Annotated in this window: 23 protein-coding genes; 17 read left to right on the forward strand and 6 right to left on the reverse strand. The window is 64.9% G+C overall.

The annotated features are described in order from the left end of the window. Positions 1 to 50 precede the first annotated feature (50 nt). From flhA to HZZ16_RS10415, 6 genes are read left to right on the forward strand one after another with little or no spacing between them, the layout of a single operon-like run. Positions 51 to 2,132, forward strand: coding sequence for a flagellar biosynthesis protein FlhA (flhA, locus tag HZZ16_RS10390; protein ID WP_197948370.1), 2,082 nt, complete (start codon positions 51 to 53; stop codon positions 2,130 to 2,132). Further along, complete coding sequence (gene fliR, locus HZZ16_RS10395; RefSeq protein ID WP_197948371.1) at positions 2,129 to 2,881, forward strand: flagellar biosynthesis protein FliR; 753 nt, start codon at positions 2,129 to 2,131, stop codon at positions 2,879 to 2,881. The genes flhA and fliR overlap by 4 nt, the downstream gene beginning before the upstream one ends. 7 nt (positions 2,882 to 2,888) lie before the next feature. After that, positions 2,889 to 3,308 (forward strand): hypothetical protein, encoded by a 420-nt coding sequence (locus HZZ16_RS10400; protein ID WP_197948372.1) that lies wholly within the window; start codon positions 2,889 to 2,891, stop codon positions 3,306 to 3,308. After that, complete coding sequence (locus HZZ16_RS10405) at positions 3,305 to 3,784, forward strand: rod-binding protein (protein WP_197948373.1); 480 nt, start codon at positions 3,305 to 3,307, stop codon at positions 3,782 to 3,784. Before HZZ16_RS10400 ends, HZZ16_RS10405 begins: the two co-directional genes overlap by 4 nt. A 39-nt stretch (positions 3,785 to 3,823) precedes the next feature. Beyond that, complete coding sequence (locus HZZ16_RS10410; RefSeq protein ID WP_197948374.1) at positions 3,824 to 4,336, forward strand: flagellar biosynthesis protein FlgN; 513 nt, start codon at positions 3,824 to 3,826, stop codon at positions 4,334 to 4,336. Then, complete coding sequence (locus HZZ16_RS10415; protein ID WP_036007081.1) at positions 4,333 to 4,791, forward strand: hypothetical protein; 459 nt, start codon at positions 4,333 to 4,335, stop codon at positions 4,789 to 4,791. The genes HZZ16_RS10410 and HZZ16_RS10415 overlap by 4 nt, the downstream gene beginning before the upstream one ends. Before the next feature lie 234 nt (positions 4,792 to 5,025). Here the strand turns inward: HZZ16_RS10415 and HZZ16_RS10420 are convergent, their stop codons facing one another. After that, positions 5,026 to 5,796 carry a response regulator transcription factor gene (locus HZZ16_RS10420; RefSeq protein ID WP_192893304.1) on the reverse strand — a complete coding sequence of 257 codons (771 nt, stop codon included), beginning with the start codon at positions 5,794 to 5,796 and terminating at the stop codon, positions 5,026 to 5,028. A gap of 819 nt (positions 5,797 to 6,615) precedes the next feature. Here HZZ16_RS10420 and HZZ16_RS10425 point away from each other — a divergent pair. Further along, a complete protein-coding gene (locus HZZ16_RS10425) occupies positions 6,616 to 7,578 on the forward strand; it encodes a hypothetical protein (RefSeq protein WP_197948375.1) in 963 nt (320 codons plus the stop codon). 12 nt (positions 7,579 to 7,590) lie between these two features. Here HZZ16_RS10425 and HZZ16_RS10430 read toward each other — a convergent pair whose 3' ends face one another. Then, entirely contained in the window at positions 7,591 to 8,169 is a 579-nt protein-coding gene (locus HZZ16_RS10430; protein ID WP_197948376.1) for a MarR family winged helix-turn-helix transcriptional regulator, read from the reverse strand. A gap of 615 nt (positions 8,170 to 8,784) precedes the next feature. Here HZZ16_RS10430 and HZZ16_RS10435 point away from each other — a divergent pair. Beyond that, positions 8,785 to 9,672 (forward strand): dienelactone hydrolase family protein, encoded by an 888-nt coding sequence (locus tag HZZ16_RS10435; protein WP_197948377.1) that lies wholly within the window; start codon positions 8,785 to 8,787, stop codon positions 9,670 to 9,672. Between the two features lie 115 nt (positions 9,673 to 9,787). Here HZZ16_RS10435 and HZZ16_RS10440 read toward each other — a convergent pair whose 3' ends face one another. Then, a complete protein-coding gene (locus tag HZZ16_RS10440; protein WP_197948378.1) occupies positions 9,788 to 10,636 on the reverse strand; it encodes an SDR family oxidoreductase in 849 nt (282 codons plus the stop codon). A 153-nt stretch (positions 10,637 to 10,789) separates the two neighbouring features. Here HZZ16_RS10440 and HZZ16_RS10445 point away from each other — a divergent pair, with 153 nt between their 5' ends. Continuing rightward, entirely contained in the window at positions 10,790 to 11,524 is a 735-nt protein-coding gene (locus tag HZZ16_RS10445; protein ID WP_197948379.1) for an HAD family hydrolase, read from the forward strand. A gap of 46 nt (positions 11,525 to 11,570) precedes the next feature. On the opposite strand, the gene HZZ16_RS10450 is transcribed toward HZZ16_RS10445, so the two are convergent. Next, on the reverse strand, positions 11,571 to 11,978 hold the full coding sequence (locus tag HZZ16_RS10450) for a nuclear transport factor 2 family protein (protein WP_197948380.1): 408 nt from the start codon (positions 11,976 to 11,978) through the stop codon (positions 11,571 to 11,573). Between the two features lie 94 nt (positions 11,979 to 12,072). Next, positions 12,073 to 13,557: a mannitol dehydrogenase family protein gene (locus HZZ16_RS10455; protein WP_197948574.1), complete on the reverse strand. Its 1,485-nt coding sequence runs from the start codon at positions 13,555 to 13,557 to the stop codon at positions 12,073 to 12,075. Between the two features lie 159 nt (positions 13,558 to 13,716). On the opposite strand from HZZ16_RS10455, the gene HZZ16_RS10460 reads away from it, so the two are divergent. The 6 genes from HZZ16_RS10460 to uxuA all read left to right on the forward strand — a co-directional run bounded on the left by HZZ16_RS10460 (position 13,717) and on the right by uxuA (position 19,960). Continuing rightward, positions 13,717 to 14,565, forward strand: coding sequence for a FadR/GntR family transcriptional regulator (locus tag HZZ16_RS10460; RefSeq protein ID WP_197948381.1), 849 nt, complete (start codon positions 13,717 to 13,719; stop codon positions 14,563 to 14,565). An 82-nt stretch (positions 14,566 to 14,647) separates the two neighbouring features. Then, positions 14,648 to 15,613 carry a sialic acid TRAP transporter substrate-binding protein SiaP gene (locus HZZ16_RS10465; RefSeq protein WP_376707562.1) on the forward strand — a complete coding sequence of 322 codons (966 nt, stop codon included), beginning with the start codon at positions 14,648 to 14,650 and terminating at the stop codon, positions 15,611 to 15,613. 107 nt (positions 15,614 to 15,720) lie between these two features. Then, complete coding sequence (locus tag HZZ16_RS10470; RefSeq protein WP_197948383.1) at positions 15,721 to 16,299, forward strand: TRAP transporter small permease; 579 nt, start codon at positions 15,721 to 15,723, stop codon at positions 16,297 to 16,299. 4 nt (positions 16,300 to 16,303) lie between these two features. Continuing rightward, positions 16,304 to 17,710, forward strand: coding sequence for a TRAP transporter large permease (locus HZZ16_RS10475; protein ID WP_197948384.1), 1,407 nt, complete (start codon positions 16,304 to 16,306; stop codon positions 17,708 to 17,710). Next, a complete protein-coding gene (locus HZZ16_RS10480) occupies positions 17,707 to 18,756 on the forward strand; it encodes an L-idonate 5-dehydrogenase (protein ID WP_197948385.1) in 1,050 nt (349 codons plus the stop codon). Before HZZ16_RS10475 ends, HZZ16_RS10480 begins: the two co-directional genes overlap by 4 nt. A 13-nt stretch (positions 18,757 to 18,769) precedes the next feature. Next, the gene (gene uxuA / locus HZZ16_RS10485; protein WP_197948386.1) at positions 18,770 to 19,960 is read left to right on the forward strand and encodes a mannonate dehydratase; all 1,191 of its coding nucleotides are present in this window, start codon (positions 18,770 to 18,772) and stop codon (positions 19,958 to 19,960) included. Positions 19,961 to 20,136: 176 nt separating this feature from the next. Here uxuA and HZZ16_RS10490 read toward each other — a convergent pair whose 3' ends face one another. Further along, the gene (locus HZZ16_RS10490) at positions 20,137 to 21,075 is read right to left on the reverse strand and encodes a LysR family transcriptional regulator (RefSeq protein WP_197948387.1); all 939 of its coding nucleotides are present in this window, start codon (positions 21,073 to 21,075) and stop codon (positions 20,137 to 20,139) included. Positions 21,076 to 21,285: 210 nt separating this feature from the next. Here HZZ16_RS10490 and HZZ16_RS10495 point away from each other — a divergent pair, with 210 nt between their 5' ends. Together HZZ16_RS10495 and HZZ16_RS10500 are read left to right on the forward strand one after the other, a co-directional pair. Further along, positions 21,286 to 22,368, forward strand: coding sequence for an ABC transporter ATP-binding protein (locus HZZ16_RS10495; RefSeq protein WP_197948388.1), 1,083 nt, complete (start codon positions 21,286 to 21,288; stop codon positions 22,366 to 22,368). A gap of 36 nt (positions 22,369 to 22,404) precedes the next feature. After that, positions 22,405 to 23,121: an HAD family hydrolase gene (locus HZZ16_RS10500; protein WP_197948389.1), complete on the forward strand. Its 717-nt coding sequence runs from the start codon at positions 22,405 to 22,407 to the stop codon at positions 23,119 to 23,121. The last annotated feature ends 7 nt before the right edge of the window (positions 23,122 to 23,128 follow it).

Consider the following 23,128-nt stretch of genomic DNA (forward strand, 5'->3'; position numbering starts at 1 on the left):
GCGTAAGCTTTGCGCGGCAGATTACGGGCGGACCCCTCTGCCGGTGACCCATGGCCGATACGTTAGCTGCCAGCCTGCCCAATCCACGCCGCCTCGGAACGGATGCCTTTTTCGCCGCCGGCATCGTGACCATGCTCACGATCCTGTTCCTGCCGATTCCTCCGATCCTGATCGACCTCGGCCTTGCGTTCTCGATCGCGCTGTCGGCGCTGATCCTGATGGTCGCGCTGTGGATCCAGCGGCCGCTCGATTTCTCAGCCTTCCCGACCGTGCTGCTGATCGCGACGATCCTGCGCCTGGCGCTGAACATCGCGACGACGCGCCTGATCCTGTCGCGGGGCGGGGAGGGCGAACATGCGGCGGGCCACGTCGTCGCCGGCTTCTCGAAGTTCGTCATGGGCGGCGACTTCGTCATCGGCCTCATCATCTTCGCGATCCTGGTGACGGTGAATTTCGTGGTGATCACCAAGGGTGCGACGCGTATCGCCGAAGTCGGCGCGCGCTTCACCCTGGACGCCATTCCCGGCAAGCAGATGGCGATCGACGCGGACCTGTCCGCTGGCCTGATCGACGACAAGGAGGCCCAGCGTCGCCGCCGCGAGCTCGAAGAGGAGAGCGCGTTCTTCGGCGCCATGGACGGCGCCTCGAAATTCGTCCGCGGCGACGCCATTGCCGGCCTCATCATTACCGCGATCAACATCTTCGGCGGCATCGTCATCGGCGTCACCCATCACGGATTGACCCTGTCCCGCGCCGCCGACGTCTACACCAAGCTCTCCGTCGGCGATGGTCTGGTGTCGCAGATGCCGGCGCTGATCGTGTCGCTGTCGGCGGGCCTGCTGGTCTCCAAGGGCGGCACCAGGGGCTCGGCCGAGCAGGCGGTGCTGCGGCAGCTCGGCGGCTATCCGCGCGCGGTGTCGGCGGCGGCGCTGATGATGTTCGTGCTCGCCTTGATGCCGGGGCTGCCGATGGCGCCGTTCGTGCTGCTCGGGGGCGTCATGGCCTTCGTCGGCTATTCGCTGCCGAAGCGCCAGGCCGCGCTGAAGCAGAAGGAGGATGCCCGCAGGGCCGATGAGCGCGCCCAGGCCGAGGCCAAGGAATCCGTCAAGGAGCAGCTCAGGACCGCCGAGATCGAACTCGCGCTCGGTGGCCACCTTTCGGTCCATCTCCTGGGCTCGCGCACCGAGCTTGCCCACCGCGTGGCCAAGATCCGCAAGAAATTCGCCAAGCAGTACGGCTTCGTCATTCCCGAGATCAAGCTCACCGACAATCTGTCGATCGATCCCAAGAGCTACCAGATCCGGATTCACGACACGCGCGTTGCCCATGGCGAGCTCAGGCTCGGCGAGGTGCTGGTGCTGGTCGACAAGGACGGCAAGCCCGACGTGCCGGGCGACGAGGTGATCGAGCCTGCGTTCGGCATGAAGGCGCTGTGGGTGACGGAAGCCTTCACCGACGAAGTCAAGCGGCAGGGCTGTAAGCCGGTCGACAATCTGTCGGTGCTGCTCACGCATTTGAGCGAAGTGATCAGGGCGAACCTCGCCCAGCTGCTGTCCTACAAGGACATGCGTGCCCTGCTCGACCGGCTCGATCCCGAGTACAAGCGCCTGGTCGAGGATCTCTGCCCGTCGCAGATCTCCTATTCGGGCCTGCTGGCGATCCTGAAGATCCTGCTCGCCGAGCGAGTCTCCATTCGCAATCTTCACCTGATCCTCGAGGCGATCGCTGAGATCGCGCCCCATGTGCGGCGCTCCGAGCAGGTTGCGGAGCACGTGCGGACCCGCCTCGCCCAGCAGATCTGCGGCGATCTCTCCGACAATGGCGTGCTCAACGTGGTCCGTCTCGGCAACCGCTGGGACCTCGCTTTTCACCAGAGCCTGAAGCGCGATGCCAAGGGTGACGTCATCGAGTTCGACGCCGACCCGCGCCTGATCGAGCAGTTCGCGACCGAAGCCAGCGCCGCGATCCGGAAATTCACAGAGAGCGGCACCAGCGTGGTGCTGGCAGCGACGCCGGAAGCGCGCCCCTATGTCCGGATGATCCTGGAGCGGGTGTTTCCGACATTGCCGATCCTGTCGCATGTCGAAGTCGCGCGCAGCGCCGAGATCAGGGCGCTCGGAGCCATCTCGTGATCTCAGGGCTCGCCGACAGCGTGCTGGTGACGTTCATCGTGTTTTGCCGCATCGGCGCCTGCCTGATGCTGGTGCCCGGCTATTCCAGCGTCAACGTTCCGCCCCAGGTGCGCCTGTTCGTCGCGCTGGTCACGACGTTTGCACTGACGCCGATCCTGATCGCCGTCCTGAAGCCGCTCACCGACAACGCGGCTCCGTTGACGCTCGCGCTCCTGATCTGCTCCGAGCTCGTGGTCGGCAGCGTCGTCGGGCTCGGCGGGCGCGTGTTCTTTCTCGCCCTCCAGACCATGGCGACCATGATGGCGAGCGCGATCGGGTTGAGCAACATCCCGGGCACGCCGGTCGCCGACACCGATCCGGCGCCGGCCCTGGTGCCGCTGATCATGGCGGCTGTCACCACGCTGTTCTTCATGACCGACCAGCACTGGCAGGTGCTGCGCGGGCTGATGAACTCCTATGACATCTGGAAGCCCGGCAGCAGGCTGGGCGGCAGCGTCGCGCTCGACCTGCTCGTCGGCCGCCTTTCGGAAGCGTTCGTGCTGACGCTGCGGATCTCGAGCCCCTTCATCGTCTATTCGGTCATCGTCAACCTGGCGGTCGGCCTGATCAACAAGCTGACGCCGGCCATTCCGGTCTATTTCATCTCGGTGCCCTTCGTGCTGTTCGGCGGCTTCCTGCTGCTCTACCTCACCAGCGACGAGCTGCTGACGCAGTTCATGCTGGGCGTCTCGTCGTGGCTGGCGGAGTGACCGGGTCATGACGTCGCGCGCGGACAAGCTCGGCCGGATGGTCTCGCTGGTGAAGCTGCAGCTCCGGCTCTCCGAATGGCAGCTCGCGCAATTGCGGCAGCAGGAGCGCAGCCTGCAGGACGAGCAGGAATGGCTGGTCGGAGCCCTGAACCATGGAAAGCCGCCGGCGGGATCGTCGAACGAATCGATCGCGCGGCGTCTCAACAGGACGAGCGTCGGCGCCCGCGCGGTGCAGGCAGAGGCCGCGCAGCAGCTCGACCAGGTTCGCCGCGAGACCCGCCGCGTGAAACAGCTCGAGGAGGTCGCCAAGGCCGCACTCGCAGACAAGCTCCGCGATGCCGAGAAGCGCTCGCTCGAGGACATGACGGGAACGAGCCATACCGTGCACGCCTGGACGCCACAGCCAGCCAACCGGAACAAGACATGATCGTGACAGCAACGCCCGACCTCGTCCTCGACGTCCTCGAAGCCGCCGACCCCGCGGCGCAACGCGCCGCGACCGCGAAGCTCGACGCGCTGAAATCGTCGGACGCCAATTTCGCCGTCACGATGGCGGAAGTCGGCAAGGCCAAAGCGGCGGCTGCCGACCAGGCCGCGGCGAAAGTCGCGGAAGCGCAGTCGGGTGCCGTGAACGGGGCGCCGGTGCAGGTGATCAAGGCCCCGGCGTCCGGCGAGGTTTACCGGAAGTTCGAAGCCTTCATCCTCCAGACCTTCGTCGAGACGATGTTGCCGAAGGAGTCGGAGGAGGTCTTCGGCAAGGGCACGGCCGGCGGCGTCTGGAAGTCGATGCTTGCAGAGCAGCTCGGTAACCAGCTGGCAAAGGGCAACGGTGTCGGCATCGCCCGGCAGCTCGCCGCCGCACATCCCGCCGGACGGGACGCTGCGGCGAAGGCCGGATCATGATCCGCGAACGGGTGACAGAAGTTGAGAGGTGAATTTCCAATGCAGGCACAAGAAGGCGCGGCGGCCGTGGTGATGGACCAGGCGGTCGCGGACACCGAAATGATGACGACGGAAGCCGCAGCGAGCGATGCGCTGCTGCCCGTGCTGCTGCCGATCGGGGCTGGCGAGGCGAGGGGCGACGCCACGGACGCGGCGAGATCGGACGAGATGCGTGGCCTGCTGGCCGCAATCCGCCGGCTCGCGACTATCGTCGAGGAGGAGACGACAGCACTCGCGACCGGCCAGAAGATCGATTTCGACGACTTCAGCGCGCGGAAGAGCCGGAGCATGCTCGAGTTCGTCCGCCTGATGCGGGCGCGGATGCACCTCGGCGGCGAGGTCGAGATCACCGAGGAGATTCAGCGGCTGCGCGAGAAGCTCGAGCGGAATCGATCCATTCTCGAAATGCACTACGACGCGGTCCGTGAGGTCGCGAGCATCATCGTCAAGGCGGTCAAGGACGCCGAGTCCGACGGCACCTATACCGGTCGCACAGCGCAGGACGGAAAATGATCAGACTGGTGCTGGCCGGCCTCTGGGTATGCATCCTCACGGCGGGCACGAGCTATGCCGTCGCCTATTGGAAGGAGAAGGGCAGCTTGCTGCCGGCGAAGGACGAGTATCTCGAAGGGCTGCAATATCACAAGACGCGGGCGCTGAGCGTACCGATGGTCGAGAACGGCAATGTCCAGGGCTACATCGTCGCGCGCTTCGTCTACACCATGGAGGCGCGGACCATGCACCAGCTGAACGTCCCGCCGGAGCCGTTCGTCGTCGACGAGGCCTTCCGCAGGATCTACGCCGACGATCGTCTCGACTTCAGGAAGCTCGCCCGCTACGACCTCGCCATCCTGACGACGGCCATCAAGCAGCGCGTCAACGAACGGATGCAGGGTGACATCGTCCAGGACGTCCTGGTCGAGGACTTCAACTACGTCTCCAAGGAAGAATTCCAGCAGAAGCCGTAGCGCTTTTCTGCGGCCATCCTTCGAGACGCCGCTACGCGGCTCCTCAGGATGAGGACGGAATGCGCGGCGCCGGTTTCAGCGCGCACCGGCGCCGATTAGCCTCATCCTGAGGAGGCGCGTCAGCGCCGTCTCGAAGGACGAGGCGTGCGTTCAGCTCGCCACCTTAAGTGCAACGGCCTCCGCGAAGGTGCTTCGCAGAGGCCGTTGCCGGTTTCGTGGCGATGTCCTGCCGCGTCAGTTGCCGGCCGGATATGCCGCCGGGGCCGCCTGCGCCCTGTTCAGGAGGATGCCGACGTCCTCGAGCTCCTGCACCGGCTCGTCGAGAGTTTCGCCTGCCGGGATGTTGAGGCGGTATCCGACGTAACGCCGGGCCACGATCGCGTCGAAGCCGAGGCGGTCGCGCAGCTTCTTGCGCAGCTTACTGACGTGGCTCTCGATCACGCTCTCGTCGAAGGTGGACTCGAAGATGCCGTAGACGGCGTTGAAGATCTGCGTCTTGGTGATCCACTTGCCGTGGTTGGCCACCATATATTCGAGAATGCGCAGTTCGCGGCGGGGCAGGGTGAGGGCGTGGCCCGCGATTTCGGGATCACGGCCGTTGAAGAAGACCTGGATCCTGCTCTCGCAGGGCCTCGGCAGCTCGCCCACCCGGCGGCGCGCGATCGCGGCCGTTCGGGCGAGGATCTCGCGCAGGTGGATCGGCACGTGGACGACGTCGTCCACGCCCGATTCGAACAGCTCCAGCGTGTTCTTGAGCATCTTCTGGCCGCTCATGGCGATGATGGGTGCCGAGGAACGCTTGCGCATCGCCCGCGGCAGGCTTCCGCGGGCATCGCAATCTCCGAGGAGAAAGGCGTCCACCGCCGCCAGATCGGATTCGCTCGCAGATTGCAGCCAGTCCCAGAATTCTCCGGAGGAGAAGCCGATCGACGATACGCCTTCGCGAACGAGCCCTCCGACATAGCTGTTCGCGACGCTCTCGCGATCATCAACGATAATATACATCAGTCTTTCGCCCCTGTTTCGCACTTGTTGCGGCCGGTTGGTTGTTGTGATGCCCCGGCTCGGCAACGATGCTGTTTGACGACATTCCATCCCGCGAACCGCTGTTGTGGTTTCGATATTCGCGGGCAGCCCTACGCGTTCAGTGCCTGCGTCTCGCAGGCCTGTTACTTCAACTCGATACTGAAACGCTTACTGCGTGAGGCTCGGCGGGTGTCTTACTGATCACCTCGCGGAGCAGATTGAGAAACGACCTAGAACAGTTGCGTCAAGTTGCTCATCGCGTCCGAACACTGCTGAACCGTGTCGATCTCCTCGCCAACTGGCGAGAATCACTTGAGTAGAACCGTAGCGATTGCCGATTTCCGATCAAGCGTGCGGAAGAAAGCGATTGCTACACGCGCTTGATGCTGTTGATTCGTTTCGGGTTGTTTCTTGGTGTATCCAATCGTATCAGTTGATTTTGATGCCGAACTAGTTTTGCACCGTGCTGGCTGTATAGTTCCGCATCCCCGTACAATTACAGTCATTTCGGGTGGTGCTCCGGAGTGCGCACATTGATGGGTTTTCAACCCCGGATTGACTCTGGAGCTCGTCTTTTCACATGCGGCAGTTCGACTCACGTCTGCGCCGCGACTCGAGCTTGATGAAATCTTGGCGAGTGTGTGTCTTTCGAGTCGCACTATCGCCACGTGTATGACGTGATCGACTCATGCGACGTCGCATGAGGCGCGATGAAGGGCTTTCGACGCGCACGTTTCAGGCAAGCTTCGGCAAATAAGGTCGTCGTTCGACAGACCGAAACGAACGGAGCATTTTCATATGTTGTCCGATGGACAAGCTCGTCCCAACGCGACCGCGGATGCTTCCGCGGCGGCGAAGCCGGCGCCGGTGGCGAGCGATACAATGGACAACGCGGCGCGGACGACCAAGCCTGCCGCGAGCGGAAAGCGTGTATCGGCCGCGGCGAGCGACGAGGCTCTCGCAAAGGAGGCTCTCGAGGGCTTGAAGCGCATCCGTGCCAAGGCGCGCCTCGACAAGATGGCGATCCCGAAACCTGCGCCGGCCGTGATCAAGCCGGCCGTGATCGTGGCGAAGCCGCCGCCACCCCGCCCGACATGGGTCGCGCCGCTCGCAACTCTGGCGGTCGCTGCCATGCTGGTGGTCTGCGCCTGCACTGGTGTGATCGCCTATCTCACCACCCAGCCCGCTCAGAACAACGCTGCGGCCAATGCGGAGATCAGAATTCTGCGCGAGACCGTCGCGCAACTGCGCAAGCAGGTGTCGGGCGTGTCTGAAAACCTCGACGGCTTGCGCACCGCCGTCGATCAATCCAGCAAGGTCACGAACGATCGCTTCGGCAGGTTTGCCGAGAATCTCGACCGGATCGAGCGGGTGAGCTCGTCCTCCACCGTGAAGCTCGACAAGCTCGCTCAGGTGCAGGCCCAGGCCCAGGCCCAGGCTCCCGCGCCGGCGACGGTGCAGACGCAGCCGGTGTCAGCGCAAGGGCCGATGATGGCGGCGGTTGCCGCGCCCGAATTCACGGGATCGGTGCCTGCACCCGAGCGTGCGTCGGCGCCGCGCAAGGCGATCAAGGGCTGGTCGGTCCGTCAGGCGTATGAGGGGATCGCGATCCTTCAAGGGCCGAACGGCGTCATCGAAGCCGTGCTGGGGCAACCGGTGCCCGGTCTTGGCCGTATCGAAGATATCAGGAACGAGAACGGGCGCCTGGTGGTGGAATCCAGTAGCGGGGTCATCTATTCGTCGCGCAAGGCGACGCCCTGATCGAGCCGCCTTCTATTGGCGGTGATGCTCGAAGCTGGTGCACAGCAGATCGACCTCCGCCTCCGCGATTGGCGCGCGAAACAGGCGGCAGCTGAACTCGACCGTCGTCTTGCTGTCGGCACTGGCGCGATCCTCCCGCAGGAAGATGCACCGCTTGCAGACGTCGGTGTGGTGCCGCTGCTCGGCGGCATCGGAGTGGTCCAGGACGTGCCGGAACGTGTCGCGGAAGCGGATCTTGACCTCGTCGTCGAGAACGGCAATCGCCTCGACGAGGACGTTGACGGGATCGCGCACCAGGAACTTCTTGCCCTGCTGGGTCACGCTCAACGTCACCGACCGCTTGTCCGTGGCCGAGCGCTTCCGCTCGAGGTAACCGAGCCGCTCGAGCTCGCCGATAATGAACGAGGCGGTGCCGCGCGTGGTGCCGACGTAGCTCGCCAGCGCCGAGGGGGTTCGGGAAAATCGGTTGGCGCGGGAGAGGAAGCGCAGCGCCATCCATTCGCGGTCGCGCAAACCGTGCTTGGTGCCTTCGAACCACAGGATGCGTGCGGCCTGCTCCAGCAGTTCAATCGATTCGCGAGCCAAATTCATTTCAGTTCCAGGTCGGATCACTTTTATTCAATTGGGCCTTGGGTAGCGCAATCGGGGCGGACGGGAATGAGACCCGCTCGCACTCCGCCGTCCGTTGCAGGCGAGCATCGCGCGTCGCGGGAAGAAGCCTCTGCGTTTCCGAAGATGGAACTTCCGGCTGTGGAACTAGGGTGTTACAAAGAAAGACCGGGTAAATCGCGCGGCCGAGATCCTCCGAAAATTTCAATCAAATGACGGCGGTTCGCACGTGAATTGGCGATGACGAGCGATGCGCAAGCAACATGATGTGTCACGATCGTCACTGCGATTGCTATTTGTTGCGGCAGAGCCTGTCGGGTGTGCGCTCAGGAGCATTCTGTGCAGCGCCAAGCGGCCTGTCCGGCAGGAAAAGAACCATTCTTTTCGGTTAATGGATGTTGCGACGCAGGTGCAGCCAGACGGTTAAGTCCGGCACACGACCCACGCTCCCAGGGGGGCGGACACCGGCGCTCGCTAACGAAGGGATGAAAGTGGTGAGCCGCGTCCTCGCAGGCTGGTGACTTGCGTTTATCCGGCAATTACTCGCGAATGCGGCGCCCGAGGGCATCAGCATGGGAATCAGGAATGGGAAGATCGATGAGCTTTGCAACCACCATGACATCCGACGTCGCTGGACTGACGAAAGTCGCCCCGCTGTCGCGCCGCGGATTCATGAGCGCCACCGCGGCCGTCGCCGCTGGCTACACGCTCGCGGCCGGTCCGGTCCGAGCCGAGATCATCACGACGGATACCAATGGCCTGCAAGCCGGCGATGCCAGGATCAAGGTCGGCTCCGAGGAAATGCCGGCTTATTTCGCCCGCCCGGCCGGCAACACCAAGGCGCCGGTGATCATCGTGGCGATGGAGATCTTCGGGCTGCACGAATACATCAGGGACGTGACGCGGCGCCTCGCCAAGCTCGGCGCGTTCGCGGTGGCGCCCGATTATTATTTCCGCAAGGGCATCGACCTGACCAAGGTCACGGATATCAAGGAGCTGCTGCCGGTGGTGAATGCGAAGCCGGACGCGGAGCTGTTGTCGGATCTGGACTCGACGGTCGCCTGGGCAGGATCGCAGGGCGGTGACACAACGAGGCTCGGCATCATCGGCTTCTGCCGGGGCGGCCGCACGGTCTGGGAATATGCCGCCCATGGCGGTGCGCTCAAGGCGGGCGTTGCCTTCTACGGGACCTCGGTCGATCCTGCCAACCCGTTGTGGCCGAAGAGCCCGCTGCAGCTCGCGCCCGAGATGAAGGCGCCGGTGCTCGGCCTCTACGGCGGCGCCGATACCGGCATTCCCGTCGCACAGGTCGAGCAGATGAAGGCCGCACTCGAGCAGAGCAAGAAGGCGGCCGAGTTCAAGATCTACCCCGAAGCGCCGCACGGCTTCCATGCCGACTATCGCGGCAGCTATCGCAAGGACGCCGCGGAAGATGCCTGGAAGCAGGCAGAGACCTGGTTTAGGAAATACGGCGTGTTGAGCTGACGCTCAATCAAGAGGGCGGCCCGAGCGGCCGCCCTTTTGATTCTGGCGGGGGCGGCACAGGGATGAAGTCAAGCACGGGCGAGGCATGTCTGAGAGGCATCGGAGTGCAGGAACCCTAACGTCCTTCGCCTGCGCGCCAGAGAGCGTCGAGGCCGTGCCGATAAGTGGGGCAGGCCAGCGTGACGCCGAGCTCGCGCTTCAATTTCTCATTTGAGACGCGGGCGCTGCTGGCATAGAAGCTGCGCGCCATCGCCGACATCTCGGCGGTGGCGAACGCTTCTTCGGGCGGCGGCGCCACGCCCATCAGCTGCGCGGCATAGGCGATCACGTCCTGTGGCAGCGCCGGCTCGTCGTCGCAGACGTTCCAGGTGCCGCCGCGCCCGTGCTGGATCGCGGCCATGATCGCGCTCGCGATGTCGTCGACATGGATGCGGTTGAAGACCTGCCCCGGCTTGATAATGCGCCTCGCCGTTCCCGCGCGCAGCGTCGCCAGCGCGTTGCGGCCGGGGCCGTAGATGCCCGCAAGCCGCAGGATCGCGGCATCGCCGCCAGTTGCATCCGTCCAGGCCTGCTCCGCCGCGATCCGCATGCGCGTGCGGTCGAGGATGGCCTGCGGCGGCGTGCTCTCGTCGACCCACGCTCCGCCGTGATCACCGTACACCCCGATGGTGGAGAGATAGACCACCTTGCAGCGGCATCCCTGCAACACGCCGCCGAACGCCGCAATCGCCGGATCGCCGGTGCTGCCGGGCGGGATCGACACCAGGAGGACGTCGGCGTCGCGAACACGTTCAACCGTCTCGCGCGACGGAGGGCTGCCTGAAAACGGATACACCTCGAGGCCGGCGGGATCGTTCCGCTGCGCAGGATCGCGCATGGTGCCGGCGACATGCGAGAAGCTGCCGCCGTGCTTGCGGACGAAATGCCGCGCGCTGTAGCCGAGGCCGAGGATGAAGAGCCGCATGCGTCTCCCGTGAGGATCGAAAGTTCCCGTTCGCGCCGTCGCGCGCAGTTCGCTCATAAGAGATTTTTGGGTCCGGCAAAAGATATTGCGATTTGTCTCGCCCTCCGGCTCGGTCGATGCTCGCTTCACGCGGCGTCGGAAGGGAGGCATCGCATGCAGGCCGAAGCATTGGTTCAGCCGTCAGGGGATGCCGCCGAACTGATCCGGCATGCTGCCGCGCTGATCTTCGACGTCGACGGCACCCTGGCCGAAACCGAGGAGCTGCATCGGCAGGCCTTCAACCTTGCCTTCGCCCGGCACGGCCTCGACTGGCAGTGGGACCGCGCCGTCTACAAGGACCTGCTGCGGGTGACGGGCGGCAAGGAGCGCATGCGCGCCTACCACAACAGGCTCGTGACCGCTCCGCCCTTGTCGGACACGGACATCGCAGAGCTCCACCGCATCAAGACCGCGCATTATGCCGAATTGGTCGAGACCGGCCGCTGCCCCTTGCGGCCGGGCGTGACGGATTTGCTCAGGGCCGCGAAGGCGAGGGGCCAGCGGCTTGCGATTGCGACCACCACATCGCACGGCAATATCGATGCGCTGCTGTCGCAGGCGCTGGGCAAATGCTGGGCTTCGGATTTCGATGCGATCGTCGCCGGCGATGACGTCAGGCACAAGAAGCCGGCGCCGGACGTCTATCTCGAGATCCTGGTGCGGCTGAAGCTCGAGGCGTCCGACTGCGTTGCGATCGAGGATTCCGCCAACGGCCTGATTGCGGCCTCGCGTGCCGGCATCCCGGTTTTGATCACCCGCAGCATGTTCTTCGGGGACGACGACTTCACCGGGGCGCAGGTCGTGCTCGACGATCTGTCGGAACTTCTGGACCGCCAAACAAAAAGCTGAAAAACAACCCCATGCACAGTAGATCACGCCGCCGTGATCGCCGTGCTCAGTGGACGCGGTGACTGGCTCTATCGTCCTCGGCCTGCTCGACAATCTGCGCGATCGGGCTGGACTGATGGTGCACCAGGCGCCATTCGTCGCCGACGCGGCGAAAATGGTTGGCGGCAGCCAGCGCGGTGCCGTCGACGATCTCGATGCAGAGCACGCGCGCGCTGTCGCCGTCGACGATGGCCTGCGGCTCTGCGCAGACGATCTGCGGCCGCTGCGGGTTTTGCAGGATGTCGCGCCAGCTTCCAATCACGGTGGCGCGGCCGATGATGGCCGGCCAGCCGGGATGGATGCAGGAGATGCCGTCGTCGTCCGCCCACATCCGTTCCATGCCGGCGAAGTCGCCGGTCGAGAACGCGGCGTAAAAGGCCGCGTTGGCGGCGATGACCTTGGTGTCGTTTCCCATCACTCTCGGGTGGGGCAAGGACAGGCAAAAATCAAGCGCGACTTCCGTCGATTTTGGCCGCAGTGCAGCATTCATGATGCTGCCTGCGTCGTGGTCACGCCGAAACGTGCGTTGCCACGGCTCGCCGTGCGCCGTCGGCATAGAGGCGGCCGAGCGCTGCGGTGACGGCCTCGCGCAGACGCGGCTCGGCGGCGAGCGGTCCGAACACCTTCGCCACCCCGAGCAGTGCCGGCGCGAGGCGCTCGGCAATGGGCCCCGCCTCGCGCGCCAGCGCGGCGAACTCGCCGGCGAGTGGATCGCGCACGTCGATCGGCCGTCCCTGCTCGTCAATGCCGCTGACGTAGCGCATCCAGCCGGCCACCGCGAGCGCATGCGTTGCGATCGGCAGGCCCTTCGCGAGGCGATCCTGCATCGCGCCGAGCAGCCGCTGCGGCAGCTTTTGCGAGCCGTCCATGGCGATCTGCCAGGTGCGGTGATGCAGCGCCGGATTGGCGAAGCGCTTGAGCAGGGAGGAGCGGTAGGCGGCGAGATCCGTGCCCGATGGCATCGTCAGCGTCACCGCGGCCTCTTCCATGACCTGCGCGGCAAGGCGCGCAAAATGCGGATCCTGCATGGTGTCGGCGATGGTCTCATAGCCGGAGAGATAGCCGAGATAGGCCAGCGCGGAATGGCTGGCGTTGAGCAGCCGCAGCTTCATCAGCTCGAACGGCTTGACGTCGCCGACGAGCTCGACACCCGCTGCAGCAAGGTCCGGTCGGCCCGCGGTGAAGCGGTCCTCGACCACCCATTGCGTGAACGGCTCGGTCATTACCGGCCAGGCGTCGCGCATGCCGAGCGCAGATGCGACCGCATCGCGGTCGGCATCTGTCGTCTCAGGCACGATGCGGTCGACCATGGTCGAGGGGAAGGCGACCGTGTCGGCGATCCACTTACCGAGATCCTTCGAGCGCAGCGCGGCGAACTGTGTCACGATCCGCTGTACGGTGTGGCCGTTGGCGGCGAGATTGTCGCAGCACAGCACGGTGAAGGGTGACAGACCTTGCGCCCGCCGCCGTGCCAGCGCGGCGACGATGAAGCCCGGCGCCGAGCGCGGTGCGTCGAAATTATTGAGGTCGTGCACGACATCAGGATGCCGCTCGTCGAGATCGCCGGTCTGCGGCGTGTGGCAATAGCCCTTCTCGGTGACCGTGAGCGAGACGATGCGGATGGCGGGATCGGCCATCCGCTCGACCAGGGCTGCCGGCTTCTCGCGCGCGACGACGCTGTCGAGCAGGGCGCCGATCACGCGATGCTCGGTCCCTTCGGCGGCGCGGACGGCCATTGTGTAGAGGTGGTCCTGCGGGGCGAGGGCGTCGCGCGTATCCGGGCTGCGCAGGCTCGCGCCCACGATGCCCCAGGACATGCTGCCGCTGGCAAGACAGTCGTCGATGACCACGGCTTGATGCGCACGATGAAAAGCGCCGAGGCCGAGATGCACGATGCCGGGCGTGACGCGTGATCGGTCATAGGCCGGACGGCGGATGGCAGGTGCCAGCCGGTCGAGATTGGCGCGACCAAGGAAACTGGAATCAAGGCGCATCGGGCTCTGGCGCATGGACGTCTCCCCTTTGCTTTGCCCGCTGCTTGACATGGCATTCAGTATCAGGTCAATGCTCTGGCCAATTGGTAAGACCAATTTTCCAAAATTGGCAGGCCGCGGGTCAGGACGACCTGGCGGGACCCTTTCGGGAGGACCAGCGTGCCGCTGGAAGCTGTGGAGGCGAGACGGCTCTATCGCCAGGTCGCCGATCAATTGCGAAGCCTGATCGACAGCGGCGAGTACGCGGTCGGCAGCCGCTTGCCGACCGAACGCGAGCTCGCCGAACAGCTTAGGGTGTCCCGGCCGACGGTGCGCGAAGCCTTGATTGCGCTTGAGGTCGAAGGCCGCCTGCGCATCCGCGTCGGATCCGGCATCTATGTGATCGAGCCCGCCGCCGTGGCCGCGCCCACACAAGCTGCCGTCATCGAAGGCCCGTTCGAGCTCTTGCGCGCCCGCGAATTCCTGGAGAGCGCTATCGCCGAGCAGGCCGCGCGCGTGGCGACGAAGGATGACGTCGCCCGCATCGACGCCTCCCTGGTCGCGATGGAGAGCGTCGAGCATCCCGGCGAAGCCTCGATGGTGCACGACCGCGCATTCCACGTCGCCATCGCCGGAAGCCTCGGCAATGCCGTGCTGGTGCGCGTAGTCGGCGAGCTGTTCGACCAGCGCCTCAATCCCTATTTCGCGCAGCTTGCGCATTATTTCGAGAACCCGGGCACGTGGCGCACGGCGCTCGACGAGCATCGCGCCGTGCGCGACGCGATCGCAGCGCGTGATCCCGACGCTGCGCGCGAAGCCATGCGCGTTCATCTGGCGCGGTCCCAGGAGCGCTTTGCGCAGAACTTTGGCGCCGAGAGCGCCGCAGCAGCGTCCTCGGGGCGAAGCCGGACCGCGCGCTCCGCGGCGAAGCCGGCGGCACCAAAGCGACCTTCGAAGAAGCAGGCCAAAGAACGCGCCAAAGAACGGGCCAAGGAACGGACCAAGACCGGCAGCTCGTGGCGGCGATGAGATTGGGCGGCTCGCATCCATGCCGGGGCGGGTGAACAAGAAGCAGACTTGAACGATGGAGGAAAAGTCGATGTTGAAGAAGATGACGGTTGCCGTGGCGATTTCCGCCGCCACGCTGTTGGCGGCGACGAGCGCGAGCATGGCGCAGACCAAGCTCAAATGGGCCCATGTCTACGAGACCTCGGAGCCGTTCCACACGGCATCGGTCTGGGCTGCACAGGAGATCGCCAAGCGCACCAACGGGCGCTACCAGATCGAGGTCTATCCGGCCTCCCAGCTCGGCAAGGAAGCCGACATCAACCAGGGTCTCTCGCTCGGCTCGGTCGACATCATCATCTCCGGCTCGAGCTTCGCCGCCAAGAGCTTCGCGCCGATTGGCGTGACCTATTATCCCTACACCTTCCGCGACGCCGATCATCTGCTCGCCTACACCAAGAGCGACATCTTCAAGGAGCTCGCCAAGGGCTATGAGGACAAGAGCGGCCACCACATCGTCGCGGTGACCTATTACGGCGTGCGCCAGACCTCGTCGAACAAGCCGATCAAGACCTGCGCCGACATGAAGGGCCTGAAGATGCGTGTGCCGGACGTTCCGGCCTATCTCGCGATGCCGCGCGCCTGCGGCGCGAACACCGCGCCGATCGCGTTCGCCGAAGTCTATCTCGCGCTCCAGAACGGCACCGTCGAGGCGCAGGAAAATCCGCTGACCACGATCGAGGCCAAGAAGTTCTACGAGGTGCAGAAGCACATCGTCCTGACCGGCCACATCGTCGACCACCTCAACACCGTGATCGCCGGGGCGCTATGGAAGAAGCTCACCGACGAGGACAAGAAGATCTTCGCCGACGTGGCGCAGGAGGCTGCTGCAAAGGCCACGGGAGAGATCAAGCAGAATGAGGCCAAGCTGGTCGCCTTCTTCAAGGACAAGGGCCTGACCGTGACCGAGGTCGACAAGAACGAGTTCCGCGATACCGTGCTGAAGAACGTCGCGTTCGAGACGTTTGGGTACCGCAAGGCGGATTGGGAGAAGATCCAGGCGGTCAAGTAGTAGTGAGTCGTCATTCCGGGATGGTCCGAAGGACCAGACCCGGAATCTCGAGATTCCGGGTTCGACGCTCGCGCGTCGCCCCGGAATGACGTCAAGAGGAGTCCCCCATGTCCACCGCCGAAATCCACCGGCAGATCACCGCGGACGAAATCGCCCACACCTTCGAGGAAGAGGCGACGCCGAAGGTCGATCTCGGCGTCTACGCGTTCGAGGACTGGCTGGCGCTCGCGATCTTCTGGGTGATGGCGCTCGTCGTCTTCCTGCAGTTCTTCACCCGCTACGTGCTGAACGACAGCTACGCCTGGACCGAGGAGATCGCGACCTATTGCCTGATCGGCGTGGTCTTCATCGGTTCATCAATGTGCGTACGGCTGTCGCGGCATATCCAGGTCGACCTCGTCTATCGCTATCTGCCGCATGCCGTAGGGCGCGTGCTGTCGACGGCGATCGATCTGATCCGGATCGCCTTCTTCGGCTACGCCATCAAGCTGGTCTGGGTCTACATCCGGATCATCGGCGACGAGCAGATGACCACGATCAATCTTCCCAAGGACTACGTCTATTACGCCGTGCTGCTCGGGTTCGTGCTGATGTTCGCACGCGCCGTGCAGGTGGCAATCCAGAACTGGCGGCAGGGTTACTCGGTCCTCGAACGTCCCGGTGCCTACGACGGATCGGAAGGATAAGACCATGCTGCTGTTGCTCGGAGGCTTTCTCGTCCTGATGCTGCTCGGCGTTCCCGTGGCGATCGCCATGGCCGTGTCGTCGCTGCTCTACATCCTGGTCAGCGGCGTGACGCCTGACGTTACGTTGGCGCAGCGCATGATCGCCGGCGTCGAGAGCTTTCCGCTGCTCGCCGTGCCGTTCTTCATCCTGGCCGGCAATCTCATGAACATCGCCGGCGTGACCGGGCGCATCTACAAATTCGCCGTCGCGCTGGTAGGGTGGATGCGCGGCGGCCTCGGCCACGTCAACATCATCGGCTCGGTGATCTTTTCCGGAATGTCGGGCACCGCGATCGCGGATGCCGCCGGCCTCGGCACCATCGAGATCAAGGCGATGAAGGACCACGGCTACTCCACCGAGTTCTCGGTCGGCGTCACCGCGGCCTCGGCGACGCTCGGGCCGATCATTCCGCCGTCGCTGCCCTTCGTGATCTACGGCATGATGGCGAACGTCTCGATCGGCGCGCTGTTCCTCGGTGGCGTCATTCCCGGCGTCGTGCTGACGCTGTTCATGATGGTGACCGTCACCTATTTCGCGCACAAGAACAAATGGGGCAGCGATACGCCGTTCTCCTGGCCGCAGCTCGGCTCGGCCGGCCTCGAGATCCTGATCGTGCTGTCATTCCCGATGGCGATCTGGCTGATGGTGCTCGCCGGCCTCTCGGTCAACATGGCGGTCGTGATCGGCCTCGGTACGCTGCTCCTGATCGACTGGTATTTCGACTTCTCGGCTGTGATGGCGCTGATGGCCCCGGTGATCCTGATCGGCGGCATGACGCTGGGCTGGTTCACGCCCACGGAAGCTGCGGTCGCCGCGGTGATCTGGTCGCTATTCCTCGGCCTCGTGCGCTACCGCACCATGACGTTCCAGACCGTCGCCAAGGCGACCTTCGACACTATCGAGACCACGGCTTCGGTGCTGTTCATCGTCACCGCCGCCTCGATCTTCGCCTGGCTGCTGACGGTGTCGCAGGCGGCGCAGATGCTCTCGGACTGGATGCTCAGCATCACCCACAACAAATGGGTGTTCCTGGCGCTCGCCAACGTGCTGATCCTGTTCGTGGGATGCTTCATCGACACCACGGCGGCGATCACGATCCTGGTGCCAATCCTGTTGCCGATCGTGCTCAAGCTCGGCATCGACCCGATCCATTTCGGCCTGATCATGACGCTGAACCTGATGATCGGCCTGTTGCATCCGCCGCTCGGCATGGTGCTGTTCGTGCTCGCCCGCGTGGCAAAGCTCTCGGTCGAGCGCACGACGGTCGCCATCCTGCCCTGGCTGGTGCCGCTGCTGCTTGCGCTGATCGCGATCACCTACATTCCCGACCTGACCCTCTGGCTGCCAAAATACATGGGACTCTCCAAATGACCTCGACCGCTCTCGCCGCGACCCTGTTCGGCCCCGAAGACCTGCGCATGATCGAGCATCCGCTCGACAAGCTCGCCCACGGTATGGTCCGCATCCGCTTCGGCGCCGGCGGCATCTGCGGCTCAGACATGCACTATTTCCGCCATGCCCGCACCGGGGACTTCGTGGTGAAGTCGCCGCTGGTGCTGGGACACGAGATCTCGGGCGAGGTCGTGGAGATCTCCGGCGCCGTTGCCAATCTGAAAGTGGGAGACCGCGTCGCCGTCAATCCGTCGCGCTGGTGCGGCCATTGCGTCGCCTGCCGCGAGGGCCGGCCGAACCTGTGCGAGAACATCTATTTCATGGGCTCGGCCTCGAAGACGCCGCACATGCAGGGCGGCTTTGCTAACTTCTTCGACGCAATCCCCGCGCAGTGCGTGAAGATCCCGGACCACGTCTCCTACCAGGCCGCGGCGCTGGCCGAGCCGCTCGCGGTCTGCCTGCACGCGGTGGCGCGCGCCGGCAAGATCGAGGGCAAGCGCGGCATCATCTTTGGCGCCGGCCCGATCGGGCTTTTGACCATGCTTGCGGCGCGCCGCGCCGGCATGGCTGACATTACGGTGGCCGACATCGCTCCGGCGCCGCTGGCCTTTGCGACCAAGCTCGGCGCTTCCCACGTCGAGAACGTGTCGGGCGGTGAAGAGGGCCTGAAGGCGCAGGCCGCCGCGCGTCCTTACGACGTTGCCTTCGAGGTCTCGGGCACGGCGGCTGGCCTTGCCAGCGCGATCGGCATCGTCAGGCGCGGCGGTGTCGTGGTCCAGATCGGCAATCTGCCCGGCGGCCAGATCCCGACGCCGTCGAACGCGGTGATGGCCAAGGAGATCGACCTGCGCGGCTCGTTCCGGTTCGGCTTCGAGTTCATGAATGCGGTGGAACTGATCGGCAACGGCAGCGTCGATGTGCTGTCGCTGGTCACCGCCGAGCGGCCGCTTTCGACCGCCCCCGACGCGTTGCGGCTGGCGCTCGACCGCTCGCAGAGCGTCAAGGTCGTGCTGACCGCGAACTGATGGGAGGCAGCGTATGATGCTGGAGGGCTGGCGCTGGTACGGGCCGGATGATCCGGTCTCGCTCGATGATGTCAGGCAGGCCGGGGCGAGCCAGATCGTCTCGGCCCTGCATCAGGTGCCGATCGGCGAAGCCTGGACGCGGAAGGCGGTCGAGGAGCGCAAGAACTTCATCGAGAACGGCCAGCCCGGCCGCTCGCAGCTGACCTGGTCGGTGGTGGAATCGATACCGATTCCTGACGACGTCAAGCGGCTCGGCGGAAGGGCGACGAAATCGATCGAGGCGTGGATCGCGAGCCTCGAGGCGGTGGCCGCCAGCGGCATCAAGATCATCTGCTACAACTTCATGCCCGTGGTGGACTGGTGCCGCACCGACCTCGAATGGGAGCTGCCGAACGGCGCCCGCGCCATGCGCTTCGACCAGGACCGCTTTGCCGCGTTCGAGCTGCATATCCTGAAACGGCCGGCCGCCGTGCAGGAATATTCGCCGGAAGCGCAGGCGCGCGCGAAAAAGCTGTTCGAGCAGATGAGCCAGGCGGATGTCGATTATCTCGTCATGGTCATTGCCAGTGCGCTGCCGGGCTCGACCACAGAGCCGATGACGATTCCGCAATTCCGTGATCGTCTCGAGACGTATCGCGACATCACGCCTGAGATCCTGCGGCAGCATCTCGCGGAATTCCTCGCGCGCGTGACGCCGGTGGCCGAGCAGCTCGGTGTCTCCTTGACGCTGCACCCGGACGACCCGCCGCGGCCGCTGTTCGGCCTGCCGCGCATTGCTTCCAGCGCCGACCATTATCAGGCGCTGTTCGATGCCGTGCCGTCCAAGGCGAACGGCATCTGCTTCTGCACGGGCTCGCTCGGCGTGCGCGCGGAGAACAATCTGCCCGAAATGGCGGAGCGCTTCGGCCCGCGCATTGCGTTCGCCCATCTGCGCGCGATCAAGCGCGAGGCCGACGGGCTGTCGTTCTACGAGTCGGATCATCTCGACGGCGACGTCGACATGATCGCGGTGCTGAAGGCGCTTTTGAAGGAGAACGCGCGGCGCGCACCGGACAAGAGGATCGTGTTCCGCCCGGACCACGGCCACCGCATGCTCGACGACCTCGCCGCCACCAAGCGCACCAATCCCGGCTACACCGCGATCGGCCGCCTGCGCGGCCTCGCCGAGCTCCGCGGCGCGATCAGGGCGATCGAGCATCGATAGAGCCAAAGCTCGATCGGCATCGTCATTGCGAGCCACCGGGTCCGCGCGAAGCGCGGGCCCGATGACAGGGTCCGCGAAGCAATCCGGAATCCCTCCGCGGAAAGACTCTGGATTGCTGCGCGGAGCTCGCAATGACGTGGAGGGAGGGAGGTCTGCTTCATCCCAACACGGGCGGCCTAGTAGCACGCGTCCATCGCGCCGAGCTTCGGATAGAGCCGGTCGATCGCGGCGATCTCGCTTTTCATCTGCGCGATGATCCAGTCGCGGATCTCGGCGGCGATTGGACGCATGATCCGGTTGCGCGGCGGCAGGAATTCGCAGATGCGGCGCGTGGTGGTCAGCGTGTCGGAGGCCGGCACCAGCGCGCCGGTGAGCAGCCAGTGCGAGGCGACCGTCAGCCAGCCGAGCGCGATACCCTGCCCGAGCAGGGCCGCCTGCACCACGACGGCATAGTCGGTGAAGCTCAGCACCTTGGCCGCGCCGCGGCGGCCGGTGAGGAGCGAAGCGTAATCCGCGGCCCAGTCGCCTGGCGTCTCGGCGAGGCGGATGATGGTGTTGCCCTCGGTGGGATCAGTCTCGCCGAGATAGCCGGGGCTGCACATCGGCAGCATCACTTCCTTCATCACCAGTGTGCCGCCGGATGACGGCTCGTCGCGGTCGCGGAAGCGCATGCCGAGATCGACATTTTCCACCGGCCCGCGGAGCGCGCCGGAGATCAGCTGGAAGCGCAGATCGACCTGCGGAAACTGTTTCTGCAGCTTGTCGATGCGCGGCATCAGCCAGTGTGTGGTGAAGGCGGAGGAGACCGACAGCGTCACCGTCTCGGTGCCCTTGCGGCGCCGCTCGATCTCGACGAGCCCGCTCTCGATGCTGCGAAAGCCTTCGAGCACGCGGCGATACAAGAGCTCGCCTTCCTCGGTGAGCACCGCGCGCCCCGCTGTGCGATCGAACAGGCGAACGCCGAGATGCTCCTCGAACTGGCCGAGCATCCGGCTCACCGCTGGCTGCGTCACGTTTAGTTCGGCGGCCGCCGCCGTGAAGCTGCCGTTGCGCGCCGCTGCGTCGAAGACGAACAGGGCGTTGCTGGAAGGCAGCATGCGGCGCAGCTCTGGCATAACGTCATGTTATGGGCGCGGTGAGAATTTGGCAATTGCCGAGTTTTCGCAAGTCTGGTGTCATCGATATGACAGCCCAAAGACAGGGGCGCTGAAGGAAGATTTGCTGCAGCGCACGGTTCGGCCGTGGCCGCACGGAATCCCTGTCTATAAAGCAGGCTTATGGCGCGCAGCGAGGCACGCCAGCTAGGGACATGGCGAGGTCGATCGTTGGACAAGCGAGCGGAAAGCGTCGAAATCAGGTCCGCCAGCAAGGCCTATGGCGCCGTTCGCGCCCTCGACGACGTTTCGCTCACTGTCGGCGCCGGCGAATTCGTCTCACTGCTCGGCCCCTCCGGCTCCGGCAAGACCACGCTGCTCGGCATTCTGGGCGGCTTCATCCTGCCGACCTCAGGCACGATTCTGTTCGGCGGCCGCGACGTCACCTACATGCCGCCGCACAAGCGCGATATCGGCGTCGTCTTCCAGAACTATGCGCTGTTTCCGCACATGAGCGTCGGCGAGAACGTCGCCTTTCCGCTGCGCGCGCGGCGCCTGCCGAAGTCCTCCTGGCCGGACAAGGTGCGCGCAGCGCTCAGCATGGTCGGGCTTGCCAGCTATGAAGAGCGCGGCATCGCGCAGCTCTCCGGCGGTCAACGCCAGCGCGTGGCGCTGGCGCGCGCCATGATCTTCGAGCCGCGCCTGATCCTGATGGACGAGCCGCTCTCGGCGCTCGACAAGCAGCTCCGCGAATCCATGCAGATCGAGCTGCGCGCATTGCACAAGCGCATCGGCGCAACCATCATCTACGTCACCCATGATCAGCGCGAGGCGCTGACCATGAGCGACCGGGTCGCCGTCATGAAGGACGGCCGGCTGGTCCAGATCGACCAGCCGGCGCGGCTGCACGACTATCCCGTCGATTCCTTCGTCGCCAGCTTCATCGGCGAAGCCACGATGCTGCCGGTCCGCCGTGTCGATGGCTCCAGCGTTGCGCTCGGCAACGCCTTGCTGCGCAGCGCCCGCGCCATTCCCGATGGCGATGCCCTGATGCTGGCGGTGCACAGCGAGAAGCTGCTGATCGATGACGGCGCGCAGGATGCCGCCTGTAACCGGCTGACCGGGACCGTCACCGACATTGTCTATCAGGGCGAGAGCCTGCGCATTTTCCTCGCGCTCGCCGATGGCGTCGCGCTCAGCCTGCGCCAGCCGAGCTACCACCAGGCCTATCACCGCATTCCGCCGGTCGGCGGCAGCCTCACCGTCACCCTCCATCCCGAGGACACCATCGTCGTGCCCAGTGTGAGGGACTGAACTCAAGCCTCATCCAACCTGAGAGAAGAAACTGACATGTCCACCCAAGCCGCGTTCAGCAATTTCAAGGTCCTCACCTTCGACGTCGTCGGCACCCTGATCGATTTCGAGACCGGCGTGCTCGAAGCGGTGCGCAAGATCGGAGGCAAGAAGGCGGCCGAGCTCAGCGACGACCAAATCTTCGAGCCCTACAAGCGTGGCCGCGACAAGCATTACGAGCGCTCGAGCGAGGTGATGTTCCATGTCTATCGCCATCTCGCCACCGAACTCGGCCTGCCAGCGGACGATGCCTCCTGCGACATGTTCCAGCTCTCGGTGCTGCGCTGGGGACCGTTCCCGGATTCGGTCGAAGCGCTCAGGCGTCTGCGCACCAAATTCCGCTTAGTCGCGATGACCAACGCGGACCGCGTCGCGCTGTCCTGCTACGCGCACGCGCTGGGCAATCCCTTCGACGACACCGTGTGTGCCGACGACACGGGCGTTGCAAAACCGAACCCGGAATTCTTCGCCTACAACAAGGGCCGCCAGTCGGCCTTCGGCTACAAGCAGTCCGACATCCTGCACGTCGCGCAGAGCCAGTATCACGACATCGGGATCGCGCGGAAGCTCGGCTACAAGGTGTGCTGGATCGAGCGCCGCCAGGGCATTGCCGGTTTCGGCGGCACGCCGGCGGTGGAGACGCTGACCAAGCCGGACTTTCATTATCCAACCCTGAAGGCGCTTGCCGACGCCGCGATCGGGCCGGCGGCATAACGGATGA

Origin of the sequence: Bradyrhizobium glycinis, assembly GCF_016031655.1 — a bacterium.
Lineage (GTDB): Bacteria > Pseudomonadota > Alphaproteobacteria > Rhizobiales > Xanthobacteraceae > Bradyrhizobium > Bradyrhizobium glycinis.

Coding starts and splice junctions, on each gene's coding strand:
- uxuA (WP_197948386.1), top strand. CDS start 18,770: ATGATGCTGGAGGGCTGGCGCTGGTACGGGCCGGATGATCCGGTCTCG.
- HZZ16_RS10420 (WP_192893304.1), bottom strand. CDS start 5,796: ATGTATATTATCGTTGATGATCGCGAGAGCGTCGCGAACAGCTATGTC.
- HZZ16_RS10435 (WP_197948377.1), top strand. CDS start 8,785: ATGAGCTTTGCAACCACCATGACATCCGACGTCGCTGGACTGACGAAA.
- HZZ16_RS10455 (WP_197948574.1), bottom strand. CDS start 13,557: ATGCGCCTTGATTCCAGTTTCCTTGGTCGCGCCAATCTCGACCGGCTG.
- flhA (WP_197948370.1), top strand. CDS start 51: ATGGCCGATACGTTAGCTGCCAGCCTGCCCAATCCACGCCGCCTCGGA.
- HZZ16_RS10500 (WP_197948389.1), top strand. CDS start 22,405: ATGTCCACCCAAGCCGCGTTCAGCAATTTCAAGGTCCTCACCTTCGAC.
- HZZ16_RS10480 (WP_197948385.1), top strand. CDS start 17,707: ATGACCTCGACCGCTCTCGCCGCGACCCTGTTCGGCCCCGAAGACCTG.
- HZZ16_RS10450 (WP_197948380.1), bottom strand. CDS start 11,978: ATGGGAAACGACACCAAGGTCATCGCCGCCAACGCGGCCTTTTACGCC.
- HZZ16_RS10445 (WP_197948379.1), top strand. CDS start 10,790: ATGCAGGCCGAAGCATTGGTTCAGCCGTCAGGGGATGCCGCCGAACTG.
- HZZ16_RS10490 (WP_197948387.1), bottom strand. CDS start 21,075: ATGCCAGAGCTGCGCCGCATGCTGCCTTCCAGCAACGCCCTGTTCGTC.
- HZZ16_RS10475 (WP_197948384.1), top strand. CDS start 16,304: ATGCTGCTGTTGCTCGGAGGCTTTCTCGTCCTGATGCTGCTCGGCGTT.
- HZZ16_RS10470 (WP_197948383.1), top strand. CDS start 15,721: ATGTCCACCGCCGAAATCCACCGGCAGATCACCGCGGACGAAATCGCC.
- HZZ16_RS10440 (WP_197948378.1), bottom strand. CDS start 10,636: ATGCGGCTCTTCATCCTCGGCCTCGGCTACAGCGCGCGGCATTTCGTC.
- HZZ16_RS10415 (WP_036007081.1), top strand. CDS start 4,333: ATGATCAGACTGGTGCTGGCCGGCCTCTGGGTATGCATCCTCACGGCG.
- HZZ16_RS10405 (WP_197948373.1), top strand. CDS start 3,305: ATGATCGTGACAGCAACGCCCGACCTCGTCCTCGACGTCCTCGAAGCC.
- HZZ16_RS10430 (WP_197948376.1), bottom strand. CDS start 8,169: ATGAATTTGGCTCGCGAATCGATTGAACTGCTGGAGCAGGCCGCACGC.
- HZZ16_RS10425 (WP_197948375.1), top strand. CDS start 6,616: ATGTTGTCCGATGGACAAGCTCGTCCCAACGCGACCGCGGATGCTTCC.
- HZZ16_RS10465 (WP_376707562.1), top strand. CDS start 14,648: ATGACGGTTGCCGTGGCGATTTCCGCCGCCACGCTGTTGGCGGCGACG.
- HZZ16_RS10400 (WP_197948372.1), top strand. CDS start 2,889: ATGACGTCGCGCGCGGACAAGCTCGGCCGGATGGTCTCGCTGGTGAAG.
- HZZ16_RS10410 (WP_197948374.1), top strand. CDS start 3,824: ATGCAGGCACAAGAAGGCGCGGCGGCCGTGGTGATGGACCAGGCGGTC.